The organism is Bradyrhizobium sp. LM2.9, assembly GCF_054056555.1.
In genome coordinates this window covers 3748310-3770013 of record NZ_JBSRYJ010000002.1, presented here as the reverse complement: position 1 = coordinate 3770013, position 21704 = coordinate 3748310, and the positions used below count along the sequence as shown (strand labels likewise).

Here is a 21704-nt window from a genome sequence, read left to right as displayed (position 1 = left end):
CGGCCCGTCCGGCAGCGTTCACTCCGGCCCCAGCCCGTTGACAACATGCGGGCGGCAAAAAGGGTGGGAGAGACTGATGCGGGGGCTGTGGGCCGGATTGCGCGGCCATGCGATGGTTGTGGGCGCGCTGATTGGATGTACGACGGGGATCGTACCTGCGAGCGCGCAGCCGTTTCCATCGCGTCCCATCACCCTCGTGGTGCCGTTCGCTGCGGGCGGTCCGACCGACACGCTGGCGCGCATCCTGTCCGAACGCATCGCCGCCGAACTGCACACGACGGTCGTGGTCGAAAACGTGGCCGGCGCCTCCGGCAGCATCGCCGGCGCCCGCGTCGCGCGCGCAACGCCTGACGGCACCACGATCGCGATCGGTCATTGGGGCACGCATGTGCTCAACGGCGCGATCTTCAAGCTGCCCTACGACGTGATCGCCGATTTCGAACCGGTCGCAACGATTGCGATGGGCACGCAGCTGATCGTCGGCCGGAAGTCGCTCGAGGCCAACAATCTGAAAGAGATGATCGCCTGGCTGAAGGCCAACCCCGGCAAGGCGACTGCCGGCACAGCCGGCGCCGGCACGGGCGCCCATGTCGCCGGTGTCTTCTTCAAGGGAAGGACCGGCACCGATTTTCAGTTCGTGCCTTATCGCGGCGCAGGGCCTGCCATGATCGACCTCGTGGCCGGGCAGATCGACATCATGTTCGATCAGGCCTCTAATTCTCTGCCGCAATACAAGAACAATGCGATCAAGGCGTTCGCGGTGACGTCGCCGACACGGCTCGCGTCTGCGCCCGACATTCCGACCGTCGACGAGGCGGGCCTGCCCGGCCTCTACATTTCCTACTGGCACGGCATCTGGGCGCCGAAGAGCACGCCGAAGGAGATCGTCACAAAGCTCAACGCGGCCATCGTGACCGTGCTTGCCGATCCCTCCGTCAAGCAGCGTTTTGGCGAACTGGGGCAGGAGATTCCGCCAGCGGATCAGCAAACGCCCGCGGCGCTCGGAGCCTTCCAGAAGGCCGAGACCGAAAAATGGTGGCCGATCGTGAAGGCCGCCGATATCAAGGCGGAATAATACCACTTCCTCATCCTGAGGAGCCCGCGGAGCGGGCGTCTCGAAGGATGCGCCGCGGGAGAGAGCAGGGCCTGCATGGTTCGAGACGCGCGAAGACGCGCTCCTCACCATGAGGAGCGGGAGTCTTGCGGCGTTAATCTTTTCTCGCGCGCAACTGCCGGTCTTCACGAAAATCTCGCTGCGGTGCGAGATCACAATCAATGCCTGAGTTTCTACGTCCTTGATATCAGGTGAGGGGTGGCCGACAATGATTGCGGCTCAACAAGAAACTCCCTGGGGGAATTCGTGAATAGACCTGCTCGGGTCAGCGCCCATTCGACGTCATCCGACACCGCGCACGGCATGACGCTGCTGCGCGATCCCTTGCTCAACAAGGGCACCGCCTTCACGGCGCAGGACCGCGACGCGCTCGGCTTGCGCGGCCTGCTGCCGCCTTGCGTGCTGACGATGGAGACCCAGGTCGAGCGCGTGCTCACCAATCTACGCACGCTGCCGACCGATCTCGAGAAATACGTCGCGCTGAATGCGCTGCACGACCGCAACGAGGCGCTTTTCTTCCGCGTCGTCGTCGACAATATCGACGAGATCCAGCCTATCATCTACACGCCGACGGTCGGGCTCGCCTGCCAGAAATACGGCCTGATCTTCCAGCGGCCACGGGGCATGTTCATATCCTCGCGCGATCGGGGCCAGATCGGCGAAATCCTGAAGAACTGGCCTTACCCAGCCAAGCTGATCGTCGTCACCGACGGCGAGCGCATCCTGGGCCTCGGCGATCTCGGCGCCAACGGCATGGGCATTCCGGTCGGAAAACTCTCGCTCTATTCGGCCTGCGCCGGCGTGCATCCCGAACTGTGCCTGCCGATCGTGCTCGATGTCGGCACCAACAACGAAGAGCTCCTGAACGATCCCTATTATCTCGGCCTGCGCGAGCGGCGGCTCACCGGCGAGGCTTATGACAGCTTCGTCGACGAATTCATGGTCGCCGCGCGAAAGACCTTCCCCGGCGTGCTGATCCAGTTCGAGGATTTCGCCAATCACTCGGCGTTCAAGCTGCTGCACAAATATCGGGATGACGCCTGCGTCTTCAACGACGACATCCAGGGCACCGCAGCGGTGGCGCTCGCCGGCCTTTTCTCGGCCTTGCGCATCAACGGCGGCAAGCTCAGGGATCAGCGCATTCTGTTCCTTGGCGCAGGCGAGGCCGCGACCGGCATCGCCGACCTCGTGGTCTCCGCCATGATGGCCGAGGGCGCCTCGGAGGCGGAAGCGCTCCGCCGCAACTGGCTGGTGGATTCGCGCGGTCTCGTCGTTAGCAGCCGCGAAGGCCTCTCGGGTCACAAGCTCCGTTATGCCCATGCCGATCAGGCGCCGATCGCCGACTTCCTTACCGCGATCAAGACGCTGAAGCCGACGGCGATCATCGGCGTTGCCGCGGTCGGCGGCGCCTTCACACCCGACGTACTTGAAGGCAATGGCCGAGCTCAACGAGCAGCCGATCGTGTTTGCGCTCTCCAACCCGACCTCGAAAGCCGAATGTTCTGCGGAAGATGCCTACCGCTACACCGCGGGCCGCGCGCTGTTTGCCTGCGGCAGCCCGTATGACCCGGTCAAGCTCGACGGCCGCACCTTCGTGCCGCGCCAGGGCAACAACTCCTACATCTTCCCGGGCGTCGGCCTCGGCGTCATCGCCAGCCGTTCACGGCTGGTAACGGACGAGATGTTCATGGCCGCCGCCCATACGCTCGCCAATTGCGTCGGCAAGGACGATCTTGCGCAGGGCAGCCTCTACCCGGCGCTGCCGCGCATCCGCGAGGTCTCGGTTCGCATCGCCGCCGCCGTCGCCGACGTCGCTTTTCAGCGCGGGCTCGCGGACGAACCCGCGCCGAACGACGTGAAAGGCCTGGTCCAGTCGCAGATGTACGAGCCGAAATACTAAGCGTGATGACTTTTGATTGACTCGATCTGGCGGCTGGCCCGGTCACCTCTCCCGCTTGCGGGAGAGGTCGGCGCGCTTGCGCCGGGTGAGGGCTCTATCCTCTTGGGAAGTCCCACTGCGGAGACACCCTCACCCCAACCCTCTCCCGCAAGCGGGCTATCGAATTCACACATATTGCGGAGGAATTTGATTGCTGATTCCGTGAGTTGAGTGATGATTCGCGGGAGCGAGCGATGTCTGGGATGGATTACGGTCTGGGTCGGTTTGGCGACGCGCGGCTGGAAAAAGGGGGGCGCATTTGCATGCGGCGCTTGTTGCACGGCCGGGTTCGTGCATCCGTCAGCTGGCGCAACGCAACCGCGCGCGTGAGATTCAGTTCACGCGCTTTCTTCGCAACGATGCAGTGACGGCAGAAGAGATCGCCGGCTGCGCGGGAGAACGCACGGCGGGGCGTGCGAGAGGCCGTGATGTGGTCGTGGCGCAGGATACGAGCGAGCTTTCGCTGGGTGGGCAGCGGGCGAAAGCGAATGGCTACGGACCGGTTGGGAAAGGCGGGGCGCTGCGTGGCCTGTTGCTGCATGCAGCTCTGGCGATCGATGCCGGCAACGGTGGGGTGATCGGCCTTGTTGATGCGAAGGTATGGAACCGCACGGGCGGCAAGGCCAAGCATCGACGGTCGCGGACAACGAAACAGAAGGAATCGCAACGCTGGCTCGATAGCACGAGGCGCGCGGCGGAGGTTCTGACGGAGGCTGCGACCATCACGGTGGTATCGGACCGGGAAAGCGACATCTACGCGCACTTCGCGTTCCGTCCGTCACGGGCACATCTGATCGTGCGGGCATGCCAGAACCGGCGGATCGAGACGGGCGAGGAGGAGCAGCAGATTGATTTGCTGTTCTCTCATATCGATAGCCTGCCCGAAGCAGGTCGGCTCAAAGTCAACGTCTCCGCGGCTCCGGGACGCAAGGCACGCGGCAGCGAGCTGGCAGTCCGCTTCTCGCCTGTCGCCCTGTGCAAGCCATTGCATGGTGCGGCCGATCTGCCCGAGGCCGTCACCTTGACCATGGTCGATGTGCGCGAGACATCGACAGCGGAGGGCGGCAAGCCGATCCATTGGCGGCTGCTGACGACCCATCCGGTCACAAACCTGGTCGAAGCGCGTCGTATCGTCGATCTCTATCGAATGCGCTGGGTCATCGAAGAATACTTCCACACGCAGAAGACCGGGGGCTTCGATATCGAGGCAGCTGACATCAGCGATCCCGAGGTCATGATCAGGTTCGCCACTGCCGTCGCCGTCGCGGCCGTATCGGTGATGCAACTGGTCAAGGCACGCGGCGGCACTACCGGCCAGACCCTGCTTGAAGTCTTCGAGCCTGCCGATCAATCCATCATCGAGGCCGTCTCGGCAAAGCTGGAAGGCAAGACCGAACGGCAAAAGAATGCGCACCCAAAGGGTTCGCTCGCCTTCGCTGCCTGGGTCATTGCCCGCTTAGGCGGATGGGACGGCTACTATGGCAAGCCGGGACCAAAAACCATGCGCTTGGGGCTCGAAGCCCTCCAGCGCATCAAATTTGGCGCCTCACTGGCCGATGTGTGAATCGGATAGCGCAAGCGGGAGAGGGAGCGCACCGCCCCCGCGGGTCGCAACGCGCCTCGTTAGGTCAGCACGCGACACCATTTCAGGTGGAAACGCCGTTGCGCGGCGCGGCCGTATATGCGACGCTCTGTAGCGCTACAAGAAAATTCGAAGCAAGGTAAGCCGCCATGGACGATCGTTTGCCCGATCTGGGCGACCTCGAGCACGAGGTCATGCAACTGGTTTGGGCCCATGGTCCTGTTACGGCCGAAATCGTGCGCGAGCGGCTGTCGCGGCGTCTGAAGGAATCCACGGTCCGCACGGTGCTGCGCCGGCTGGAAGAAAAAGGCTATGCCCGGCACACCGTGGACGGACGGACCTATGTCTACCACGCGGCTGAAGAACGCTCGCGGGTTGCAGCCAAGGCGGTGCAGCGCATCGTCGATTGGTTCTGCAACGGCTCGATCGAGGAGGTTCTCGTCGGCATGGTCGACAACGCGATGCTCGACCAGCAGCAATTGCGCACGCTGGCCGATCAGGTGGCCAAGGCGAAGAAGGCGAGGGGAGTGAAGAAAGAATGATCGCAACTCTGGCGGAGGCGGCGCTGCGCTCCCTTATGCTGGGGGGCGTCGTCTGGTTCGGCCTCAATCTTTTTCGGGTGCGCAATCCGCACGTCCACATGACGGCTTGGGTCGTCGTGCTGCTGGCGTCGCTTGCGATGCCCTTCGTGATGCATTGGCCGACGCTCACGATTACCCGGCTGCCCTTGCCGGTATCCATGCCGGATGATTTTCTGCCGGCCGACATGTCGACGCTGGAGATGCCGCAGCCGACACTCCCGGTCGCGCCCGGTCCGGCGATTGTTCCACCGGCCAAGAGCGGGTTCTCGATCGACTGGTGGCTGGTCGCCACTGTTGTCTATGCCGGCGTCGCCGGCCTGTTGCTGCTGCGGCTCGCTATCGGCCTTTGCCTGACCTGGCGTCTGGCGCGCGTTGCGAAGCCGATGAAGGGCCCGCAGATGATCGATGCTGATGTGCGCGTCAGCTGCGACGTCGGTGGTCCCGTTACCTTCGGCTCGACCATTCTGGTGCCGCCGCAATTTTCCGGCTGGGACGCGAAGAAGCGGCTCGCGGTGCTCGCGCATGAGGGCGCGCACGTCGCCAACCGCGATTTCTACGTTCTCTTGCTCGCGTCCCTCAACCGCGCGGTGTTCTGGTTCAGCCCGTTCTCGTGGTGGCAGCTCGCGCACCTCGCCGAGCTCGCCGAGATCATCAGCGACGCAGAGGCGATCGAGGTGATCGACGACCGGCTGTCCTATGCGGAAATCCTGCTTGATTTTGCAAGCACCGTAAGATCGCGACCGGCCGAGCTTGCGATGGCGCGGGCCTCGACCGTGCGCGCCCGCGTCGAGCGCATCATCGCGGCCGCCGCCATGCCCGTTGCAGTCGGCTGGCGCAAGCGGCTGTGGGTTGCGGCCGCGATCGGACCGGCCGTGATCGTATCCGCCGGCATGATCGCCTATCGCACGCCGGACCCGGCGCCCCTCGCCGCGGATACCGGCGAGGTGCCGGCCCAGCATTACCGTCCCTTCGTCAATTTCTATGCCATGGGCCCAGCTTCGGTGTTCGCCATCTTCCGGGACGGCGAAGAGCTCTACGGTCAGCTCACCGGGCAGCGCAAATTGCGCCTGACGGTCGGGAGCGACGGTACCGCGTCCTACGCGGCCTCGTCCGGCGAGATCACGTTCCCGCTCGATGCCGAGCGTCGTTCGGCCGAACTGATGCTGCGCATGAACGGCCGCGACATACGCGCGGTTCGCGTCGCCGAGATGCCGACGGCGGCGGTCGATTCCGCATCGCTCGATCAATATGTCGGCTGGTACAGGGTCGCGCCGAACCGCGTGCTCACCGTGCGCCGCGACGGGGACCGTCTCTGGCTGAACGAAACCGGGCAGGGCATGACGCAAGTCCTTGCCGAGGGCACCGATGCGTTCTCCTTCCGCGGCGACCATCTCCTGATCTTCCTGCGCGACGAGCAGTCAAAGGTCTCGCGCGTGCTGGTGCAGAGCGCGGTTTTCGGCGCCCGCCTCGCAGCCCGCGTCGATGCGGGGGTGGCTCAGGCCGTCGAAGCGGACTTCGCTCGCCGCCTCGCCGAAGTGCCTGACCGATTCAGGGAGCAGGTTCCAGCCACCGGCGGCAAGAAAATGATCTTGCGTGGGATCGAAGATCTGCGCGGCGGCACACCGAACTACGATCGCATGAGCGCGCCGCTCGCGGCCAAGGTCCACCGGCAGCTCAGTGAGATGCACGCGACGTTACTCGCGCTCGGCGGGCTGGAGTCGATTTTCTTCCGCGGCGTCGGGCCCGGCGGCTACGACATCTATGGCGCCAAGTTCGAGAACGGCACGGCCGAATTCCGCCTGTTGCTCGAACCCGATGGCAAGGCCGGCGATGTCATCTTCCGGGCCGACGGCAATGACGAACTCGGCGGCATCGTGCCTTGCTCGGAGGAGGCGAACGTGCGCGGTCGTGCCGGCACCTCGCCGATCAGAATTCTGGTCTACAACGAGATGGGCGACGACATCCAGGTCTTCAATCTCGGTGCCGACGGCAACCGCAAGACGCAGAGTGTCGTCAGGCCCAACATGACATGGGCCTCCACAACCACCGTGAACAATCCCTGGGTGATTGCCGACAAGTCGGGGCGGTGCCTCGAGGTCCTGATGCCGGGCCGGCAGACGCGCTTCCACAATGTCGAGGCTTCGAACATCGGCGCAAAGCCGGGACGCGCCGCGCGCCGTGCCGTTCCGATCGCCAATGGCGAGGAGATGCTGCGCCGCTACATCGAGGGCGTCGGCAAGGGACAGCCGGACTACGAGCACATGACATCGGAAGTCGCCGACGTCACGCGCCAGCAGCTTCCGTTCGACCAGGCGATCCTGGCGAAGCTTGGCGCGCTGCGTGCGGTCTCGTTCCGCGGCGTCACCGCGCTCGACAGCGACATCTACATCGCCCAGTTCGCCAACGGCTCGGCGGAATGGCGGATCGGTGTCAGGAACGGCACGATCACGAAGATCGCGCTTGGGCCCAATTTCTAGGACCGCTGCCGGTCTGCCGGACCGGAGGCCTCCGACGTCTTGAGGGCGAGGTCTCAATCTCCGCTTGCGAGTCTATTCTGCGAATGCTACGATTTGTAGCATTACAGTTCGTAGCCTCCTGCGGCGCGTTGCCGGACAGGCTCGAAGAAGTGGGCATTCGCCATGAGCAATTCTGCAAGGGCCGAAGCTGTGCTGGCGCTTCATCGCTTCGGGATGGGGCCGCGGCCGGGATCAATCGCCGCTCTCGGCAGCGACCCGCGCGGCGCGCTGATCGCCGAACTCGATCGCCCGCTCGCGCTTGCCGCAGCCGCCAGCCTGCCCTCCAGTGCGAAAGCCCATCGCACCGTGGCCGACGCCAATGCGCGGCGAACGGCCCGCGCCAAGCAGGCCCAGCAGCAGGCGAAGAAGCAACAGACGGCGTCCGCGCCGGTCATGTCGGACGACCAAACGCAGACGCAAGGGCCAGCGCAAAATCAGCAGAAGGACGGGGCTGAGATGGCAGCCAAGCAGGCGGCCGAAGCCGTTCCCGATCCCGGACGTCCCATGTATTTGCAGGAAGCCAAGCTGCGGACCGAAGCCGCGCTCGGCGCCGACATCGGCTTCGCCGAGCGGCTGGTGTGGTTCTGGTCCAACCATTTCTGCGTCTCGGCCTACAAGATCCAGAGCATGTCGGGTGCTTACGAGCGCGAGGCCGTTCGCGCCAATGCGCTCGGTCACTTCGCCGATCTGCTTCAGGCCGTCGAAGGCCATCCGGCGATGCTGTTCTATCTCGACAATCTCGGCTCGATGGGCGCGAACTCGATTGCCGGCATCAACCGCAGCCGCGGCCTGAACGAGAACATTGCGCGCGAAATCATGGAATTGCACACGCTGGGTGTTCGCACCGGCTACACTCAGGACGACGTGATCGGCTTCGCCAATGTGCTGACGGGATGGACCTTGGTCCCGCCCGGAGACAATCCCGAGCACGGTGGCGAGTTCATCTTCAATCCGCGGCTGCACGAGCCCGGCGGACAGACCGTGCTCGGCAAGCGCTACGAGCAGGAGGACGCGGAGCAGGGCCGCGCCGTGCTGCGCGACCTCGCCGCGCATCCGGCAACCGCGACCCATGTCGCGACAAAACTCGCGCGCCATTTCGTGGCAGACGAACCGCCGCCGGCGCTCGTCGCGCAGATGGCAAAAACCTTTTGCGACACCGAGGGCGATCTCAAGCAGGTCGCGATCGCGCTGGTCTCGTCAGACGAAGCGTGGCGCGGGCCGCCGTCAAAACTCAAGCGTCCCGGCGAATGGGTCGTCGGCATGGTGCGCGCAACCGGCATCAGGGAAGTCGATCCCACGCGCTTCACCGGCGGCCAGGACCTGCTCGGCGAGGGACTGTGGCGCCCGTCGGCGCCCAAGGGATATCCGGATGACGAGGCAAGCTGGATCGACGGCGTTGGCCGAAGGCTCGACATCGCCAATAATTTTGCCGAGCGCGTGGCGGCCACGGCGGACCCGCAAGCCATCATCGAGGATGTCTTCGCGTCCGAGATCGCGCCCGAGGTGAAGCAGGCGGTCGGGCGTGCCGAGAGCCGGCAGCAGGCGCTGGCGCTGCTGTTCATGTCGGCGGATTTTCTGAGGAGGTGAGTATGGGCTTCGTCAATCATTTGCCCACGCGGCGCGAGCTTCTCGTCGGTTCCGGTGCGCTGTTCGCATGGAGCCAGATGCCGCGGCTTGCGCGCGCCGAAGGGCGCGATCCGCGCCTGCTGGTCATCGTGCTGCGCGGTGCGCTCGATGGTCTCGGTGCGGTCGCGCCGGTCGGCGATCCCGACTGGATCTCCTTGCGCGGCGATCGCGCGCTGGTGCTGGACGGCAAGACGCCGGCGCTGCCGCTCGATGCCTTCTTCGCGCTCAATCCGGCGATGCCGAACCTGCATCGGCTCTACAAGACCGGCAAGGCTGCGATCGTCCACGCCACCGCGACGCCCTATCGCGAGCGCTCGCATTTCGACGGCCAGGACGTGCTGGAGAGCGGGCTCGTCAAGCCCGGCATGACCAGCTCGGGATGGCTCAACCGCGCGCTGCTCGCGCTGGAATCGGGCGGGCGTGTCGACCCGCGCGGCAGCCGCGCACTCGGCATTGGCTCGGTGACGCCGCTGGTGGTGCGCGGCTCGGCGCCTGTCATGACATGGGTGCCGCAGAAATTGCTGCCGGCGAGCGAGGACACGCAGAACCGCCTGCTCGATCTCTACCAGCACACCGATCCGAAGCTTGCGACCGTGCTCCAGGCCCGCATGAAGCTCGCCTCGCTCGGCGGCGCACCGGGCACGGGCGATCCGATGTCCGACGATCCGACGCTGGCGCCGCCCGGCATCGCGCGCGTGCGCGCCTATTTTGCCGAAGCCGCCGGCACCGCCGCGCGCTATCTCGCAAAGCCCGATGGTCCGCGTGTCGGCGCCATGGGCTTCGTCGGCTGGGACACGCACATCGCCGAAGGCGCGGCCGCGGGCCAGCTCTACAATCTGCTCGGCGCGCTCGACGGCGCATTCGCCGCGATCGAGAGCAACATGGGCGAGGCCTGGCGAGAGACGGTGGTCGCCGTCGTCACCGAGTTCGGGCGCACCGCGCGCATCAACGGGACGCAGGGTACGGATCACGGCACCGGCACGGTCGCTTTCCTGATCGGCGGCGCGCTCGCCGGCGGCCGCGTGATCGCGGACTGGCCTGGCCTGAAGCCGGCGCAACTCTTCGAGGATCGCGATCTCAAGCCGACCACGGATTTGCGCGCGGTGTTGAAGGGCCTGCTGAGGGATCATCTGCGCGTCGAGGAAAAGGTGCTGGCCGATGCGGTCTTCCCCGGCAGCGCCGATGTCAGACCGATGGGCGGCCTCGTCGGCTGATAGCGCGGCGTTGCAGCCGGATCGGGTTCGAGATGTGCACACTGACACCGCGGGAGCTCGACTTTCTCGCCAGCCTCAAGACAGGCTGGCAGTGGCTCTATCGGCGCGAGCTCGCGCGGCTCCTGAAGGGTGACACCAAGCCTGCCGAGGTTCAGCCGGCAACGCGCATCGTCTGGCACGTCGTATCGGACTTATCCCACGAGCCTGTCTCGATTCAGGACAAGCCAGTGTGGTGGAATCGTCACAGCTAAACACGAAACGGCTGCGGCCTCCGACCCGCTTTTGTTCCGACAAGGTTCTGCCCTCATTGCCCGCCGAAACTCGGGCCATTCGGAGGGCGCATCATGTCTCGCTTTGCACGTGCCGAAAATACCCGGATTTCGCTGGCAACCTCGTGCCGGTTGCTGCTCGCCATCGCCGGTGCGGCGTCGCTTGCGGCGTGTGCGCAATCGCCGGTCGGCCGCCAGAAGGCCGATCTGGCGGGCACCAGCCGGCAGGCCACGGTCGAGCGCCCGCACAGGGTGGCGGCACTGCATCCACGGCCGATCAGCCGGGTGCGCGTCCCCGACGGAGACGCAAAGCAAACCGCCTCGCATGGCGTTGCCAGCTTCTATTCGGATACGGAGACCGCGAGCGGCGAGAGGTTCGACAAGAACGAATTGACCGCGGCCCATCCCTCCCTGCCGTTCGGCACGAAGCTGCGCGTCACCGATGTCTCCTCTGGTCGCTTCGTGACCGTCAGGATCAACGATCGCGGGCCTTATGTTCGCGGACGCGTGGTCGACATCTCTCCCTCTGCGGCTGAGGCGCTCGGCATGGTCGACAAGGGCGTCACCAATGTCCGGCTCGACGTCGTGCAATAAAGCGCGATTCTCATCGATTTCCGACGCTGTGCTTAACCGGCTGTTAGCCGCCTCTGACGCACGATCGACATCCAAACAATTCCGGACTCCAAATCGGAGCTCTTGGGGGGCGGCGTTTGAACACGATCCAGTATCTCGAAGATCAGGCCACACGCGCCGAGCGGCTCGCCAAACGGATCACGGATACAGTGACGATCGAAAAGCTCCTGAGCTTCGCGGGCGAACGCCGTCGCGAGATCGAGGTCATCGCCGGCAAGTACCGGCGCGCCTGATTCTCATCATCCATGCGCTGAACGCATACGCCTCGCTTCCTCGTCTGAGCAATCGAAGTAACGCGCGCTCAGCTATAGCTTTCGACGAAGTCGCTGAGATAGTCGGGCAGCCTCACGCCATCGATGTCGCAGCGCGCCCGAATCTCACCGGCGACGTCGGTCGAGATGTCTTTCAACCAGTGCTCGAGCGTGTTGAACGAGATGACCTGGATGGGATCGTTGAAGCAGCCGGCGACGAGCTCGCCGATGGTGGCGTCGAGATCGCTTCGCTCGATGCGGATTTCTGTCGCCTTGTCGAGGCGATCGATCACCACGAACAAGGTCTGATCTGCGCCATAGGGCACGACCTGGGCTGGCACGCCGGCTTCAAGCATGTGAAGCACTCACACCTTCGCTTCCGATCACCACTAACGGGAAAAACCGGAAGAAGGTTCCTGCTTTGTGAGAAGCTTGTCGTGTGCGTGCAGCTTCGGCGCCTGCAGGCAATCAGAGATATTCCCTGAGCCGCGATAGCTCGGTGACGTGCTCGGGCGAGAGGATATCCGTGACCAGCGACGGCTGCGCCGCCGTGTGAATTTCATAGAGATGCCTGGTCGTCGCCGGCTTCTCCATGAAAGCCGAGATGCATTCGTCCAGAGTGCCTTGGCTCACCTGATAGGAATCCCGGTCCGGCCGGCGCTGGTTCGCAAGCGAAGGCCATTTATACAGGGCCGCAGCCGCGCCAAAATCAACCTTTGAATCCGCAACCACGTCGCCCATCGCCCCACCTCACGCAACACGCACTCCATTACACGGGTGCCGCCCCACAAAACGCAGCGGCCGGGAAAAAGTTCCCAGGCCGCTTTGTCGCTGTCAGCTCGCGGCCGCCGCGATTCTGGGCTCCGGGCTGGCGTGACCGTGGCTGATCTCGTCGCCGCGACCGACCTTTGGCGGAAGCCCGGCGAAGCGCCGCAACGCCTCGGCCATCTGCACCCGGCCGGAGACCCCGGTGATCACCACGTCCACCATGGCGAAGGACGAGTGGAAATGACCGCGCGCCCTAAGTTGCTCGACCGGGACGCCGGCGGCCGCCATTGCCTCGGCGTAGGCGATGCCCTCGTCGCGCAGGGGATCGAATTCGCAGGTGACGACGAAGGCCGGCGGCAGGCCCGCAACCTTGCCGCGGAGCGGCGAGACGCGCGGATCGGTGCGGTCGGCTGGCGAACAGTAGAGATCCCAGAACCAGTACATCAGCGAGCGGGTCAGGAAATAGCCGGTCGCATTGTCGTTATAGGAGGGACGATCGAAGGTGCAGTCGGTGACCGGGCAGATCAGGAGCTGGCCGGCAATCTCCGGGGCCGCCGCGATCGCGTGCGAGCTGACAAGTGACGGCGGCGATGTTGCCGCCGGCGCTCCAGCCTGCGACCAGCACCGGGCCCGGCTTGCCGCCGAGCTCGGCGGCGTGCTCGGCGATCCAGCGCGTCGCTGCATAGCCGTCTTCGGCTGCGGCCGGGAAACGATGCTCGGGCGCATGACGATAGCCGACGCTGACGAGCATCATGCCGGTCCGCCGCACCATGTCGCGGCAGAACGGATCGTCCGACTGCTCGTCGCCGAGCACCCAGCCGCCGCCGTGGAAATAGACCACGACCGGATGCGGCCCCGGCGTCGCCGACCGGTACACGCGGTACGACAGCGGGCCGTCGGTGCCGGGCAGGGTGCCGTCGACGATGTCGCCGATCGGCCGTCCCGCAGGCCGGCCCTTGTTGAACTCGTCGACGAAGGCGCGGGCACCGATCGCGCCCATCGACTCGATCTGCGGCAGATTCAGCGACGCCAACAGGTTCAGCACCAGCCGCACATCCGGCTGCAGGCGCACCACTTCGCCGTCATTGCATTGCGCGGCAACGTTGGGGCCGGTCAGCTTGAAGCCGAGCATGCCGCGGCTCGTGACCTCGTCGCAGATGCTGCGATAAGGGCCGACGCCGCCGGTATAGGGCATCAGGCCCTGCACCTTGCCGGGCACGTTGGCGCCCGTGTACCAGGTGTTGGCGAGCCGGTGCAGCGTCACCATCGAGCAGTCGGCCATGTGCCGGCCCCAGCCGGCCTGCGCCGTCTCGGTCGGCTCGATCGTGGTGAAGCCGGCGTCGCGCAATGCCTTGAGCCGGTCGACGACCCAGTCCACATGCTGCTCGATCGACACCGCCATGTTCGACAGCACCGACGGGCTGCCGGGGCCGGTGATCATGAAGAAGTTCGGAAAGCCCTCGACAGTGAGCCCGAGATAGGACTGCGGTCCCTGTGCCCAGACATCGCTGAGCGATTTGCCGCCACGTCCGGTGATCGGATGCACGGCGCGGATCGCGCCGGTCATGGCGTCGAAGCCGGTCGCGAACACGATGACATCGACGTCGACGCTGCGCTTGGCCGTCGTGATGCCGCTTGCGGTGATCGCCTTGATCGGCTCCTGGCGCAGATTGACCAGCGTGACGTTCGGCCGGTTGTAGGTCGCGTAGTAGTTGGTGTCGAGGCAGGGGCGTTTTGCGCCGAAGGGATGATCGTGGGGCATCAGTGCCGCCGCCGTCTCCGGATCCTTCACGGCTGCGCCGATCTTCTCGCGGATCAGCTCGCCGATCAGCGCATTACCATCGACATCCACGCCCTGGTCGGCCCAGAGCTGGGTCAGGATGTGGACGAGGTCGCCCGCGGCCCAGGCGCGTTCGAAGCGCTCGCGACGCTCGGCATCGCTCAACTGCCAACTTACCACCGTCTGCTGCGGATACGGCACGCCCGTCATCGACAAGCGTGCTTGATCGCGATATGCGGCGCGGTCGCTTTCGAAGAAGGTCTTGCGATCTTCCGGCGCCGGACCGTTACCCGCCGGCAGCGCGAAATTCGGCGTGCGCTGGAATACGGTCAGATGCGCGGCCTGCTCGGCGATCAGCGGGATCGACTGGATGGCCGATGAGCCCGTGCCGATCACGGCGACGCGCTTGCCGGCGAGATTGACGCCGTCATGCGGCCAGCGTCCGGTGAAATAAACCTCGCCGCCAAAATCCTTGACGCCGTCGATCTCGGGCGGCTTTGGCGCGGAAAGGCAGCCGGTGGCCATGATGTAATGGCGGCAGGAGACCGGTGCGCCGTTGTCGGTGGTGAGCTGCCAGCGTTCGGTCGCTTCGTCCCATTTGGCTTCGGTCACCTTGGTCTTGAAGCGGATGTCGCGCCTGAGATCGTAGCGGTCGGCGACGAAGCCGAGATAGCGCAGGATCTCGGGCTGGGCGGCGTATTTTTCCGACCAGGTCCAGGCCTTGTCGAGTTCCGGATCGAACGTATAGCTGTAATCGATGGTCTGGATATCGCAGCGCGCGCCGGGATAACGGTTCCAGTACCAGGTGCCGCCGACATCGCCGGCTTCTTCGAGGGCGACCGCCGTGAGGCCGGCCTTGCGCAGCCGATGGAGAAGATAGAGGCCGGCAAACCCGGCCCCCACCACGGCAACATCGACCTGCTGACTGGCTCCGCGACCCGCGTCAGAGGCACGTGCAGCAACCATTGCGTCAGGCATGGTATTTCCTCCCGTATGTTTTGTTTTGCCGGCAGGCTATCGCCGCAGGCTCGGCTTGTCATCAGAGCAAGTGCAATCTTCGGTAGCTGTTTGCGGCGTCATCATGGCCGCGCGAACCTTGCTTCAATGCACGCATCGCGATGCACAATGGCCGTGATTACCCGGGCTAATCATGGATGATCCGTCTGTGTATGCTTGCGGCTACAAGCCACGCATATCCAGGGCGTCATGACAGAGTTGAGTGAGCGAACCAGAGCGAACATTGGACGTCGTCCTGGAGGAGACGTGCCGTCAACTGCCGCATGGCGGCGATCACGACAGCCGCAGGTTCATCGCCCAGCGCCTGATCGAGGCGGCGCAGTCAGGCCACTCCACGCTCGGTGAACTCGGCATCATCGCACGGCACGCACTGGCTGAGCTTATCGCCAAGGGCAGCTAGGCGCCGCCGCGGCGCTTGCCTCGCTATGGACGACGGACATAACCTGACCGAACCCTTCCGCGCATCGAGATGCTCCGAAGATGCGGTCCGTGTTCGCGCTTTTTGCGGCTTCTGTCATCCTCTGTTGCAACGGCTCGGCCGTGGCCCAGCCGGTCGGCCAATTTCCGTTCGCGCTGACGCGTGAAGGACAGATGCTTGGCGCCGTCGAAGGCGAGGTGGCGTCGTTCAAGGGGCTGGCCTATGCGGCCGCGCCAATCGGGCCGCTGCGCTGGCGTCCGCCGCAGGCAACGGCCGAGAGTTCGGAGATGCGCACGGCCTACAAATACGGCGCGCCGTGCCTTCAGCCGTCGCTGCCGGGCGCGAGCGAGGATTGCCTCACGCTGAACGTGTTTCGTCCGTTCGGGGTCGATGGCCCGCTGCCGGTGATGCTATTCATCCACGGCGGCGCTTTCGTCCGCGGCACCGCGAACGATCCGCTGTTCGACGGCGGCAGGCTGGCGCAGGCCGGCCTCATCGTGGTGACCGTGAATTTTCGCCTCGGCGCGCTCGGCTGGCTTACCGAGCCCGCGCTGTCGGAAGGCGGCTCCGGCAATTACGGCCTGATGGACCAGATCGCCGCATTGCATTGGGTGCACGACAACATCGCGGCCTTCGGTGGCGATCCGAACAACGTCACTTTGTTTGGCAGCGGCGCAGGCGCGACCTCGATCGCGCTCTTGATGCTATGTGCGCAATCGCGCGCGCTCTTTCAGAAAGCCATTCTGCAATCGGTCCCTGGCCGTGCGCGGCTGCGCTCGGCGAAAGAGGCCGAGATTGTGAGCCGGCAATTCGTCGCGGCGCTTGGTCAACAGGCTGATTTGCGCGCAGCCGAACCGCGACGCCTGATTGCCGCCGAAAAACATCTGCTCGAAAAATCGCCGCGCAGTTTTGCGCCGACGATCGACGGACGTCTGGTGAGCGAGGAGATCGCCGCAGGCTTCGCGGCCGGACGTGAGGCCCGCATTCCCATGATCATCGGTTCGAACGATGACGAGACGGGTTTCGACAGCGAGCTCGATATCCGGGAGGAGCTGGCATCGTCAGGCATCACCAGCGACGAACTGCGCAAGCTCTATCCCGACCTCGCCAAACCTTCGGACCGCGCGGCAAGGTTCTACACCGACAAGGTTTTCTCGGAGCCGGTGAGACTTCTGGCGCGGCTGCATGCCGCAAGCGGCGCGCCGACCTTCCGCTATCGCTTCGCCTACGTGCCGGAGGCACGGCGCGCCAACCCCGAAGGCGGTCACGGGCGGGAATTGCAGTTCATCTTCGGTGCAGAAGGCATGCCGGGTGCGGGCATCTTGTCACGCGGTGATCGCGAGGTCGCAAGCCGCATGCGCGCCTACTGGATCAACTTCGCCAAGAGCGGCGATCCGAACGGTGCGGACCTGCCGCAATGGGACGCTGCGGCAGGCAGCGATCGCCTGCTGCTGATCACGAATGATCGCATCGCGAGCGGAGACGACCCCTGGTCGGAGCGCCTGGACCGGCTCGGCCGTTAGATGAGTTGGACTTAAGCCGCGAGCTCGACGCGCGGCGCCGGGCTCAGCCGGTCTTCTTCCAGATAATCCATCGCGCCATCCCTCTCGACGGCGTAGAACTGCTGGCCTTCCCTCGACCTGTAGGCGGCGCGAACCACACCGCGGCGGCCCTTGTCACTGTTGACGACGTCCCCCAGCGCGAACTTCTTCATCTCACGTCCTTGGTCTTCTGGCCGACTCCTTCGGCCACGCCCGGATTTTGGGCGGCAAATCGTTAACGCCTTGCTAACCATACGGGTTTGCCTATGCTCGCCGCCGATCGCGCGGCTGTTACACGCGCATGCTGTCAACGAGACGAGCCCGCATCCATGACGCGATTTCCGACCCTCTTCCTGTCGCATGGCGGCGGTCCCTGGCCGTTCATGGAGGACAGGCGGGTGCAATATGCGAAGACTGCCGAGGCGTTCGGCCGGCTACCGCAGCTATTGCCGGCAAGCCCGAAGGCCGTGCTCGTCATCACCGGCCATTGGGAGGCCGAGACCTTCACGGTGACCACCTCGGCGCATCCGCCGATGGTGTACGACTATCACGGCTTTCCCGAGCACACCTATCACCTCAAATATCCGGCACCGGGCAAGCCTGAACTCGCGGCGGAAGTGAAGGCGCTGCTTGCGCGCGCCGACCTCGATTGCCGCGAGGATCCCAATCAGGGTTTCGATCACGGCACCTTCGTGCCGCTTGGCCTGATGTATCCGAATGCCGACATGCCGATCGTGCTGCTGTCGCTGAGATCGAGCTATGACGCGGCCGAGCACATCAGGGTGGGGCAGGCGATCACCTCGCTCCGGGATGAAGGCATTCTGATCGTCGGCAGCGGGCTCACCTATCACAACATGCGCGGGTTTGGCCGGGCGGAGTCGAAGCCGGTCTCGTATGATTTCGAGGCCTATCTGAACGAGGCGATCGGCAGTCCGGACTCGGCGCGCCGCAACGCGATGCTGGTTGACTGGGAGAACGCGCCGAGTGCGCGTCTCGCGCATCCGCGTGAAGATCATCTGCTGCCGCTGATGGTGGCCGCCGGCGCCGCCGGCAGCGACGCGGGCAAGCGCGTCTTCGTCGACGAGGTCGCTAACGTTGCGATGGCGTCGTATGTGTTCGGGTGAACTCGTAGGGCGGATTGCGCTTCGCTAATCCACCCTAGGATCGCGCTAGCCTCACCCGTATTTCAGCTTCATGAACAAGATGCCGCCGGCGAGCAGCATGGTGATGGCGTTGGCAGCGACCAGGGGCGCGTCGCCAGAGAGCAGGCCGTAGACGAGCCAGAGCGCGAGGCCCAGCACCATGATGAGAAACATGCCGAGCGAAATGTCGCGCGCCGAGCGGGTCTTCCAGACTTTGATGACCTGCGGCGCGTAGGCGACGGTGGTGCAGGTGGCGGCGGCAAAGCCGATCAGCTTGATCGTAAGGGGTTCCATGCCGGCTCTATAGCATGGATTCGAGGACGATCAGGCCTCAGGCGCGGCGGGACGCCATCAGCCCGCGATAAAGCGCGGCATAGTCGCCGGCACGGTTGCGCCAGGACACGTCGGTCGCGAGGCCGCCCAGTTGCAGACGGCGCCAGGTCAGCTTGTCGTGGAAGGTGGTGTTTGCCTTGCGCAGCGTGCCGGCGAGGGCATCCGCGGTCACGGGGCCGAATTTGAAGCCGGTGGCATCATGGCCCGATTTATCGGCCTCGCCGATATCGACGATGGTATCCTCGAGGCCTCCGACGCGCGAGACGATGGGCACGGCGCCATAGCGTAGCGCACAGAGCTGGGTCAGGCCGCACGGCTCGAAGCGTGACGGAACGATGAGCGCGTCCGAGCCGGCCTGGATCAGATGCGCCATGATCTCGTCGTAGCCGATCACGACCCCGATCCGGCCCGGGTTCGCGCGTGCGGCGGCCTGATAGCGTTCCTGGAGATCGCGGTCGCCGCTTCCGAGCAGCGCGAGCTGCATGCCTTCGCTCAGGATGGTCGGAATGGCCTCGAGCAGGAGATCGAGCCCCTTCTGCCACGACAGGCGGCTGATGACGCCGAGCAATGGCGTCTCGTCCGAGGAATCGAGATTGAATTGCTGCTGAAGCACCGCCTTGTTCGCGGCCCGGAAGGTGAGATCCTCTGCGCCGAAGCGGTAGGAGATGTGCGGATCGGTCTGCGGATTCCACACATCGATGTCGATGCCGTTGAGAATGCCGCTCAGAACGTTCGCACGGGAGCGAAGCAAGCCGCCGAACCCCATGCCGCCCTCGTCGCTCTGGATCTCCCGCGCATAGGTCGGCGAGACCGTGGTGACGCGATCGGCGAATTGCAGGCCTGCCTTCAAAAAACTGATGCCGCCGAAATATTCGAGGTCGTCGATGCCGAGGGCGTGCCAGGGCAGGCCAATCGAACCGATCAGCTCGGGAGCGAACTTGCCCTGATAGGCCATGTTGTGGATGGTCATCACGGTGCCGGGCCGCGGTCGGCTGTCATAGTGCAGATAGGCCGGCGCGAGCCCGGCCTGCCAGTCATGGGCGTGCACGACGTCGGGCACGAAGGCGGGAACGAGACCGTGGCCGATATCGGCGGCGATGCGCGACAGCGCCGCGAAGCGCACGCCATTGTCCGGCCAGTCGACGCCCTCGGCGGTGACGTAGGGATTGCCCGGCCGCGCGTAGAGATGCGGCACGTCGAGCACGAACAGATCGAGCCCGTCATGCGAGCCCGCGAGCAGGCGCCCGGGGCCGCCGAAATAATCCGGCCAGCGCCGGATCTCGTCGGCTCCCCCCAGCATCCGCATCACGTCGGGATAGCCCGGCATCAGCGTGCGCATCTCGACGCCATGAGCTTGCAGCGCGAGCGGCAGCGCGCCCGCGACATCCGCGAGGCCGCCGGTCTTGACGATGGGATAGACTTCAGAGGCGACCGCGAGGACGCGAACAGACGTCATGTATTGAGCCTGTCCAGCATCGACTGGGTGATGAGCGAAATGCCCTGTTCGGTGGTGCGGAAGCGCCTGGCGTCCAACTCGGGATCCTCGCCGACGACGAGTCCTTCCGGAATCTCGACGCCGCGGTCGATCACGACGTTCTTCAAGCGCGCGCCGCGGCCGACATTGACGTAGGGCATGATCACGGCGTTCTCGACATTGGCGTAGGAGTTGACGCGTACGCCGGTGAACAGCAGCGAGCGTCGCAGCGAGGCGCCGGAAATGATGCAGCCGCCCGAGACCAGCGAACTCACGGCCTGGCCGCGTCGGCTCTCCTCGTCGTGGACGAACTTTGCCGGTGGCGTGATCTCCGAATAGGACCAGATCGGCCAGGCGCTGTCGAACAAATCGAGCTCGGGTACCACGTCGGTGAGGTCGATATTGGCGGCCCAATAGGCGTCGACCGTGCCGACATCGCGCCAATAGGCGCGGGGGTCGCTGCCGGAGCGGACGCAGGAGGTCGAGTACTGGTGCGCCATGGCGCGGCCGTTCTTGACGAGGTAGGGGATGATGTCCTTGCCGAAATCGTGGTTGGAGTTCGGATCCTCGGCGTCGCGCTTGAGCTCCTCGAACAGGAGTTTCGCGTCGAACACGTAGATGCCCATGCTGGCGAGCGAGACGTCCGGCTTCCCCGGCATCGGCGGCGGATCTTTCGGCTTTTCCAGGAACGACTTGATCCAGCCATTCTCGTCGATATGCATGATGCCGAAGCCGGAGGATTCCGCCCGCGGCATTTCGAGGCAGCCGACGGTGACGTCAGCGCCGCTCTCGACATGCTGGCGCAGCATCACCTCGTAATCCATTTTATAGACATGGTCGCCGGCGAGAACCACGATGAAGCGGCAGGCGTGGGATTCGATGATATCGATGTTCTGGTAGACCGCATCCGCCGTGCCGACATACCACATGTTCTCGGAGACGCGCTGGCTGGCCGGGAGAATGTCGAAGCTCTCGTTGCGCTCGGGACGGAAGAAGTTCCAACCCATCTGAAGGTGCCGGATCAGGCTGTGCGCCTTGTACTGGGTGGCGACTGCGATGCGGCGGATGCCCGAGTTCACCGCGTTTGAAAGCGCGAAATCGATGATGCGGGATTTTCCGCCGAAATAGACCGCAGGCTTGGCGCGCCGGTCGGTCAGCTCCAGGAGCCGGCTGCCGCGTCCGCCGGCCAGGACGAACGCCAGGGCCTGACGGGCAAGCGGCTCGGGTCTCGCGGCACTCATGTCATCCTCCCACAACTCTGGCGCTCGCCAGAAGCCTCCCGGCCGCGCACTTCGGAACCGATAGTAACGGCCCGAATAGTCAATCGGGAAGGTGGTTGTTGGTTGCGAATGCGCGGGAAGCTTAATGCTTTGCCGGGTCTGCGGCCTCCGGTCTGATGACAATTGAGGCATCCCATCTTGTGCGGTGCACGCAATTGGAGGCGCGACTTTTGAGCCTTTGACTTGGCGCAAGGATGCCCGATCATGCGACCGCGATCCTCTTCCG

Annotated in this window: 18 protein-coding genes and 2 pseudogenes; 13 read left to right on the top strand and 7 right to left on the bottom strand. The window is 64.8% G+C overall.

Annotated features, from left to right (window positions below; all coding sequences use genetic code 11):
- Window positions 1-76 precede the first annotated feature (76 nt).
- The 10 genes and pseudogenes from ACVWW3_RS19890 to ACVWW3_RS19845 all read left to right on the top strand — a co-directional run bounded on the left by ACVWW3_RS19890 (window position 77) and on the right by ACVWW3_RS19845 (window position 11707).
- A complete protein-coding gene (locus tag ACVWW3_RS19890) occupies window positions 77-1075 on the top strand; it encodes a tripartite tricarboxylate transporter substrate-binding protein (protein ID WP_354051070.1) in 999 nt (332 codons plus the stop codon).
- 342 nt (window positions 1076-1417) lie between these two features.
- A pseudogene (locus ACVWW3_RS19885) lies at window positions 1418-3014 on the top strand (NAD-dependent malic enzyme).
- Between the two features lie 298 nt (window positions 3015-3312).
- Window positions 3313-4617, top strand: coding sequence for an IS4 family transposase (locus ACVWW3_RS19880; protein WP_456648855.1), 1305 nt, complete (start codon window positions 3313-3315; stop codon window positions 4615-4617).
- A 167-nt stretch (window positions 4618-4784) separates the two neighbouring features.
- Window positions 4785-5177 (top strand): BlaI/MecI/CopY family transcriptional regulator, encoded by a 393-nt coding sequence (locus tag ACVWW3_RS19875; RefSeq protein ID WP_247341405.1) that lies wholly within the window; start codon window positions 4785-4787, stop codon window positions 5175-5177.
- Window positions 5174-7693 (top strand): M56 family metallopeptidase, encoded by a 2520-nt coding sequence (locus tag ACVWW3_RS19870; protein WP_456648923.1) that lies wholly within the window; start codon window positions 5174-5176, stop codon window positions 7691-7693. Before ACVWW3_RS19875 ends, ACVWW3_RS19870 begins: the two co-directional genes overlap by 4 nt.
- A 162-nt stretch (window positions 7694-7855) precedes the next feature.
- The gene (locus tag ACVWW3_RS19865) at window positions 7856-9319 is read left to right on the top strand and encodes a DUF1800 domain-containing protein (RefSeq protein ID WP_456648924.1); all 1464 of its coding nucleotides are present in this window, start codon (window positions 7856-7858) and stop codon (window positions 9317-9319) included.
- A 2-nt stretch (window positions 9320-9321) separates the two neighbouring features.
- Window positions 9322-10572 (top strand): DUF1501 domain-containing protein, encoded by a 1251-nt coding sequence (locus tag ACVWW3_RS19860; protein WP_456648925.1) that lies wholly within the window; start codon window positions 9322-9324, stop codon window positions 10570-10572.
- A gap of 32 nt (window positions 10573-10604) precedes the next feature.
- A complete protein-coding gene (locus tag ACVWW3_RS19855) occupies window positions 10605-10823 on the top strand; it encodes a hypothetical protein (RefSeq protein ID WP_456648926.1) in 219 nt (72 codons plus the stop codon).
- Window positions 10824-10916: 93 nt separating this feature from the next.
- Window positions 10917-11435, top strand: coding sequence for a septal ring lytic transglycosylase RlpA family protein (locus ACVWW3_RS19850; protein ID WP_247341418.1), 519 nt, complete (start codon window positions 10917-10919; stop codon window positions 11433-11435).
- Window positions 11436-11551: 116 nt separating this feature from the next.
- Window positions 11552-11707, top strand: a complete 156-nt coding sequence (locus ACVWW3_RS19845) for a hypothetical protein (RefSeq protein WP_247341420.1) — start codon at window positions 11552-11554, stop codon at window positions 11705-11707.
- Window positions 11708-11775: 68 nt separating this feature from the next.
- Here ACVWW3_RS19845 and ACVWW3_RS19840 read toward each other — a convergent pair whose 3' ends face one another.
- The 3 genes and pseudogenes from ACVWW3_RS19840 to ACVWW3_RS19830 all read right to left on the bottom strand — a co-directional run bounded on the left by ACVWW3_RS19840 (window position 11776) and on the right by ACVWW3_RS19830 (window position 15251).
- On the bottom strand, window positions 11776-12081 hold the full coding sequence (locus ACVWW3_RS19840) for a hypothetical protein (RefSeq protein ID WP_456648927.1): 306 nt from the start codon (window positions 12079-12081) through the stop codon (window positions 11776-11778).
- A gap of 112 nt (window positions 12082-12193) precedes the next feature.
- Window positions 12194-12466 (bottom strand): hypothetical protein, encoded by a 273-nt coding sequence (locus tag ACVWW3_RS19835; RefSeq protein ID WP_247442320.1) that lies wholly within the window; start codon window positions 12464-12466, stop codon window positions 12194-12196.
- Window positions 12467-12559: 93 nt separating this feature from the next.
- Window positions 12560-15251 (bottom strand): annotated as a pseudogene (locus ACVWW3_RS19830) (flavin-containing monooxygenase).
- Window positions 15252-15492: 241 nt separating this feature from the next.
- On the opposite strand from ACVWW3_RS19830, the gene ACVWW3_RS19825 reads away from it, so the two are divergent.
- A complete protein-coding gene (locus ACVWW3_RS19825; protein ID WP_456672083.1) occupies window positions 15493-15690 on the top strand; it encodes a hypothetical protein in 198 nt (65 codons plus the stop codon).
- Window positions 15691-15770: 80 nt separating this feature from the next.
- The gene (locus tag ACVWW3_RS19820) at window positions 15771-17231 is read left to right on the top strand and encodes a carboxylesterase/lipase family protein (protein WP_456648929.1); all 1461 of its coding nucleotides are present in this window, start codon (window positions 15771-15773) and stop codon (window positions 17229-17231) included.
- An 11-nt stretch (window positions 17232-17242) separates the two neighbouring features.
- Here the strand turns inward: ACVWW3_RS19820 and ACVWW3_RS19815 are convergent, their stop codons facing one another.
- Window positions 17243-17422: a hypothetical protein gene (locus tag ACVWW3_RS19815; protein ID WP_247329577.1), complete on the bottom strand. Its 180-nt coding sequence runs from the start codon at window positions 17420-17422 to the stop codon at window positions 17243-17245.
- Between the two features lie 156 nt (window positions 17423-17578).
- On the opposite strand from ACVWW3_RS19815, the gene ACVWW3_RS19810 reads away from it, so the two are divergent.
- Window positions 17579-18373 (top strand): DODA-type extradiol aromatic ring-opening family dioxygenase, encoded by a 795-nt coding sequence (locus ACVWW3_RS19810; protein ID WP_354104695.1) that lies wholly within the window; start codon window positions 17579-17581, stop codon window positions 18371-18373.
- Window positions 18374-18424: 51 nt separating this feature from the next.
- On the opposite strand, the gene ACVWW3_RS19805 is transcribed toward ACVWW3_RS19810, so the two are convergent.
- Genes ACVWW3_RS19805 through glgC form a run of 3 tightly spaced genes read right to left on the bottom strand, consistent with a single transcriptional unit; the run spans window position 18425 to window position 21439 of the window.
- Window positions 18425-18685: a SemiSWEET transporter gene (locus ACVWW3_RS19805; RefSeq protein ID WP_247341438.1), complete on the bottom strand. Its 261-nt coding sequence runs from the start codon at window positions 18683-18685 to the stop codon at window positions 18425-18427.
- A 37-nt stretch (window positions 18686-18722) separates the two neighbouring features.
- Window positions 18723-20180, bottom strand: a complete 1458-nt coding sequence (gene glgA, locus ACVWW3_RS19800; protein ID WP_456648930.1) for a glycogen synthase GlgA — start codon at window positions 20178-20180, stop codon at window positions 18723-18725.
- A complete protein-coding gene (glgC, locus tag ACVWW3_RS19795) occupies window positions 20177-21439 on the bottom strand; it encodes a glucose-1-phosphate adenylyltransferase (protein ID WP_247442313.1) in 1263 nt (420 codons plus the stop codon). The genes glgA and glgC overlap by 4 nt, the downstream gene beginning before the upstream one ends.
- Between the last annotated feature and the right edge of the window lie 265 nt (window positions 21440-21704).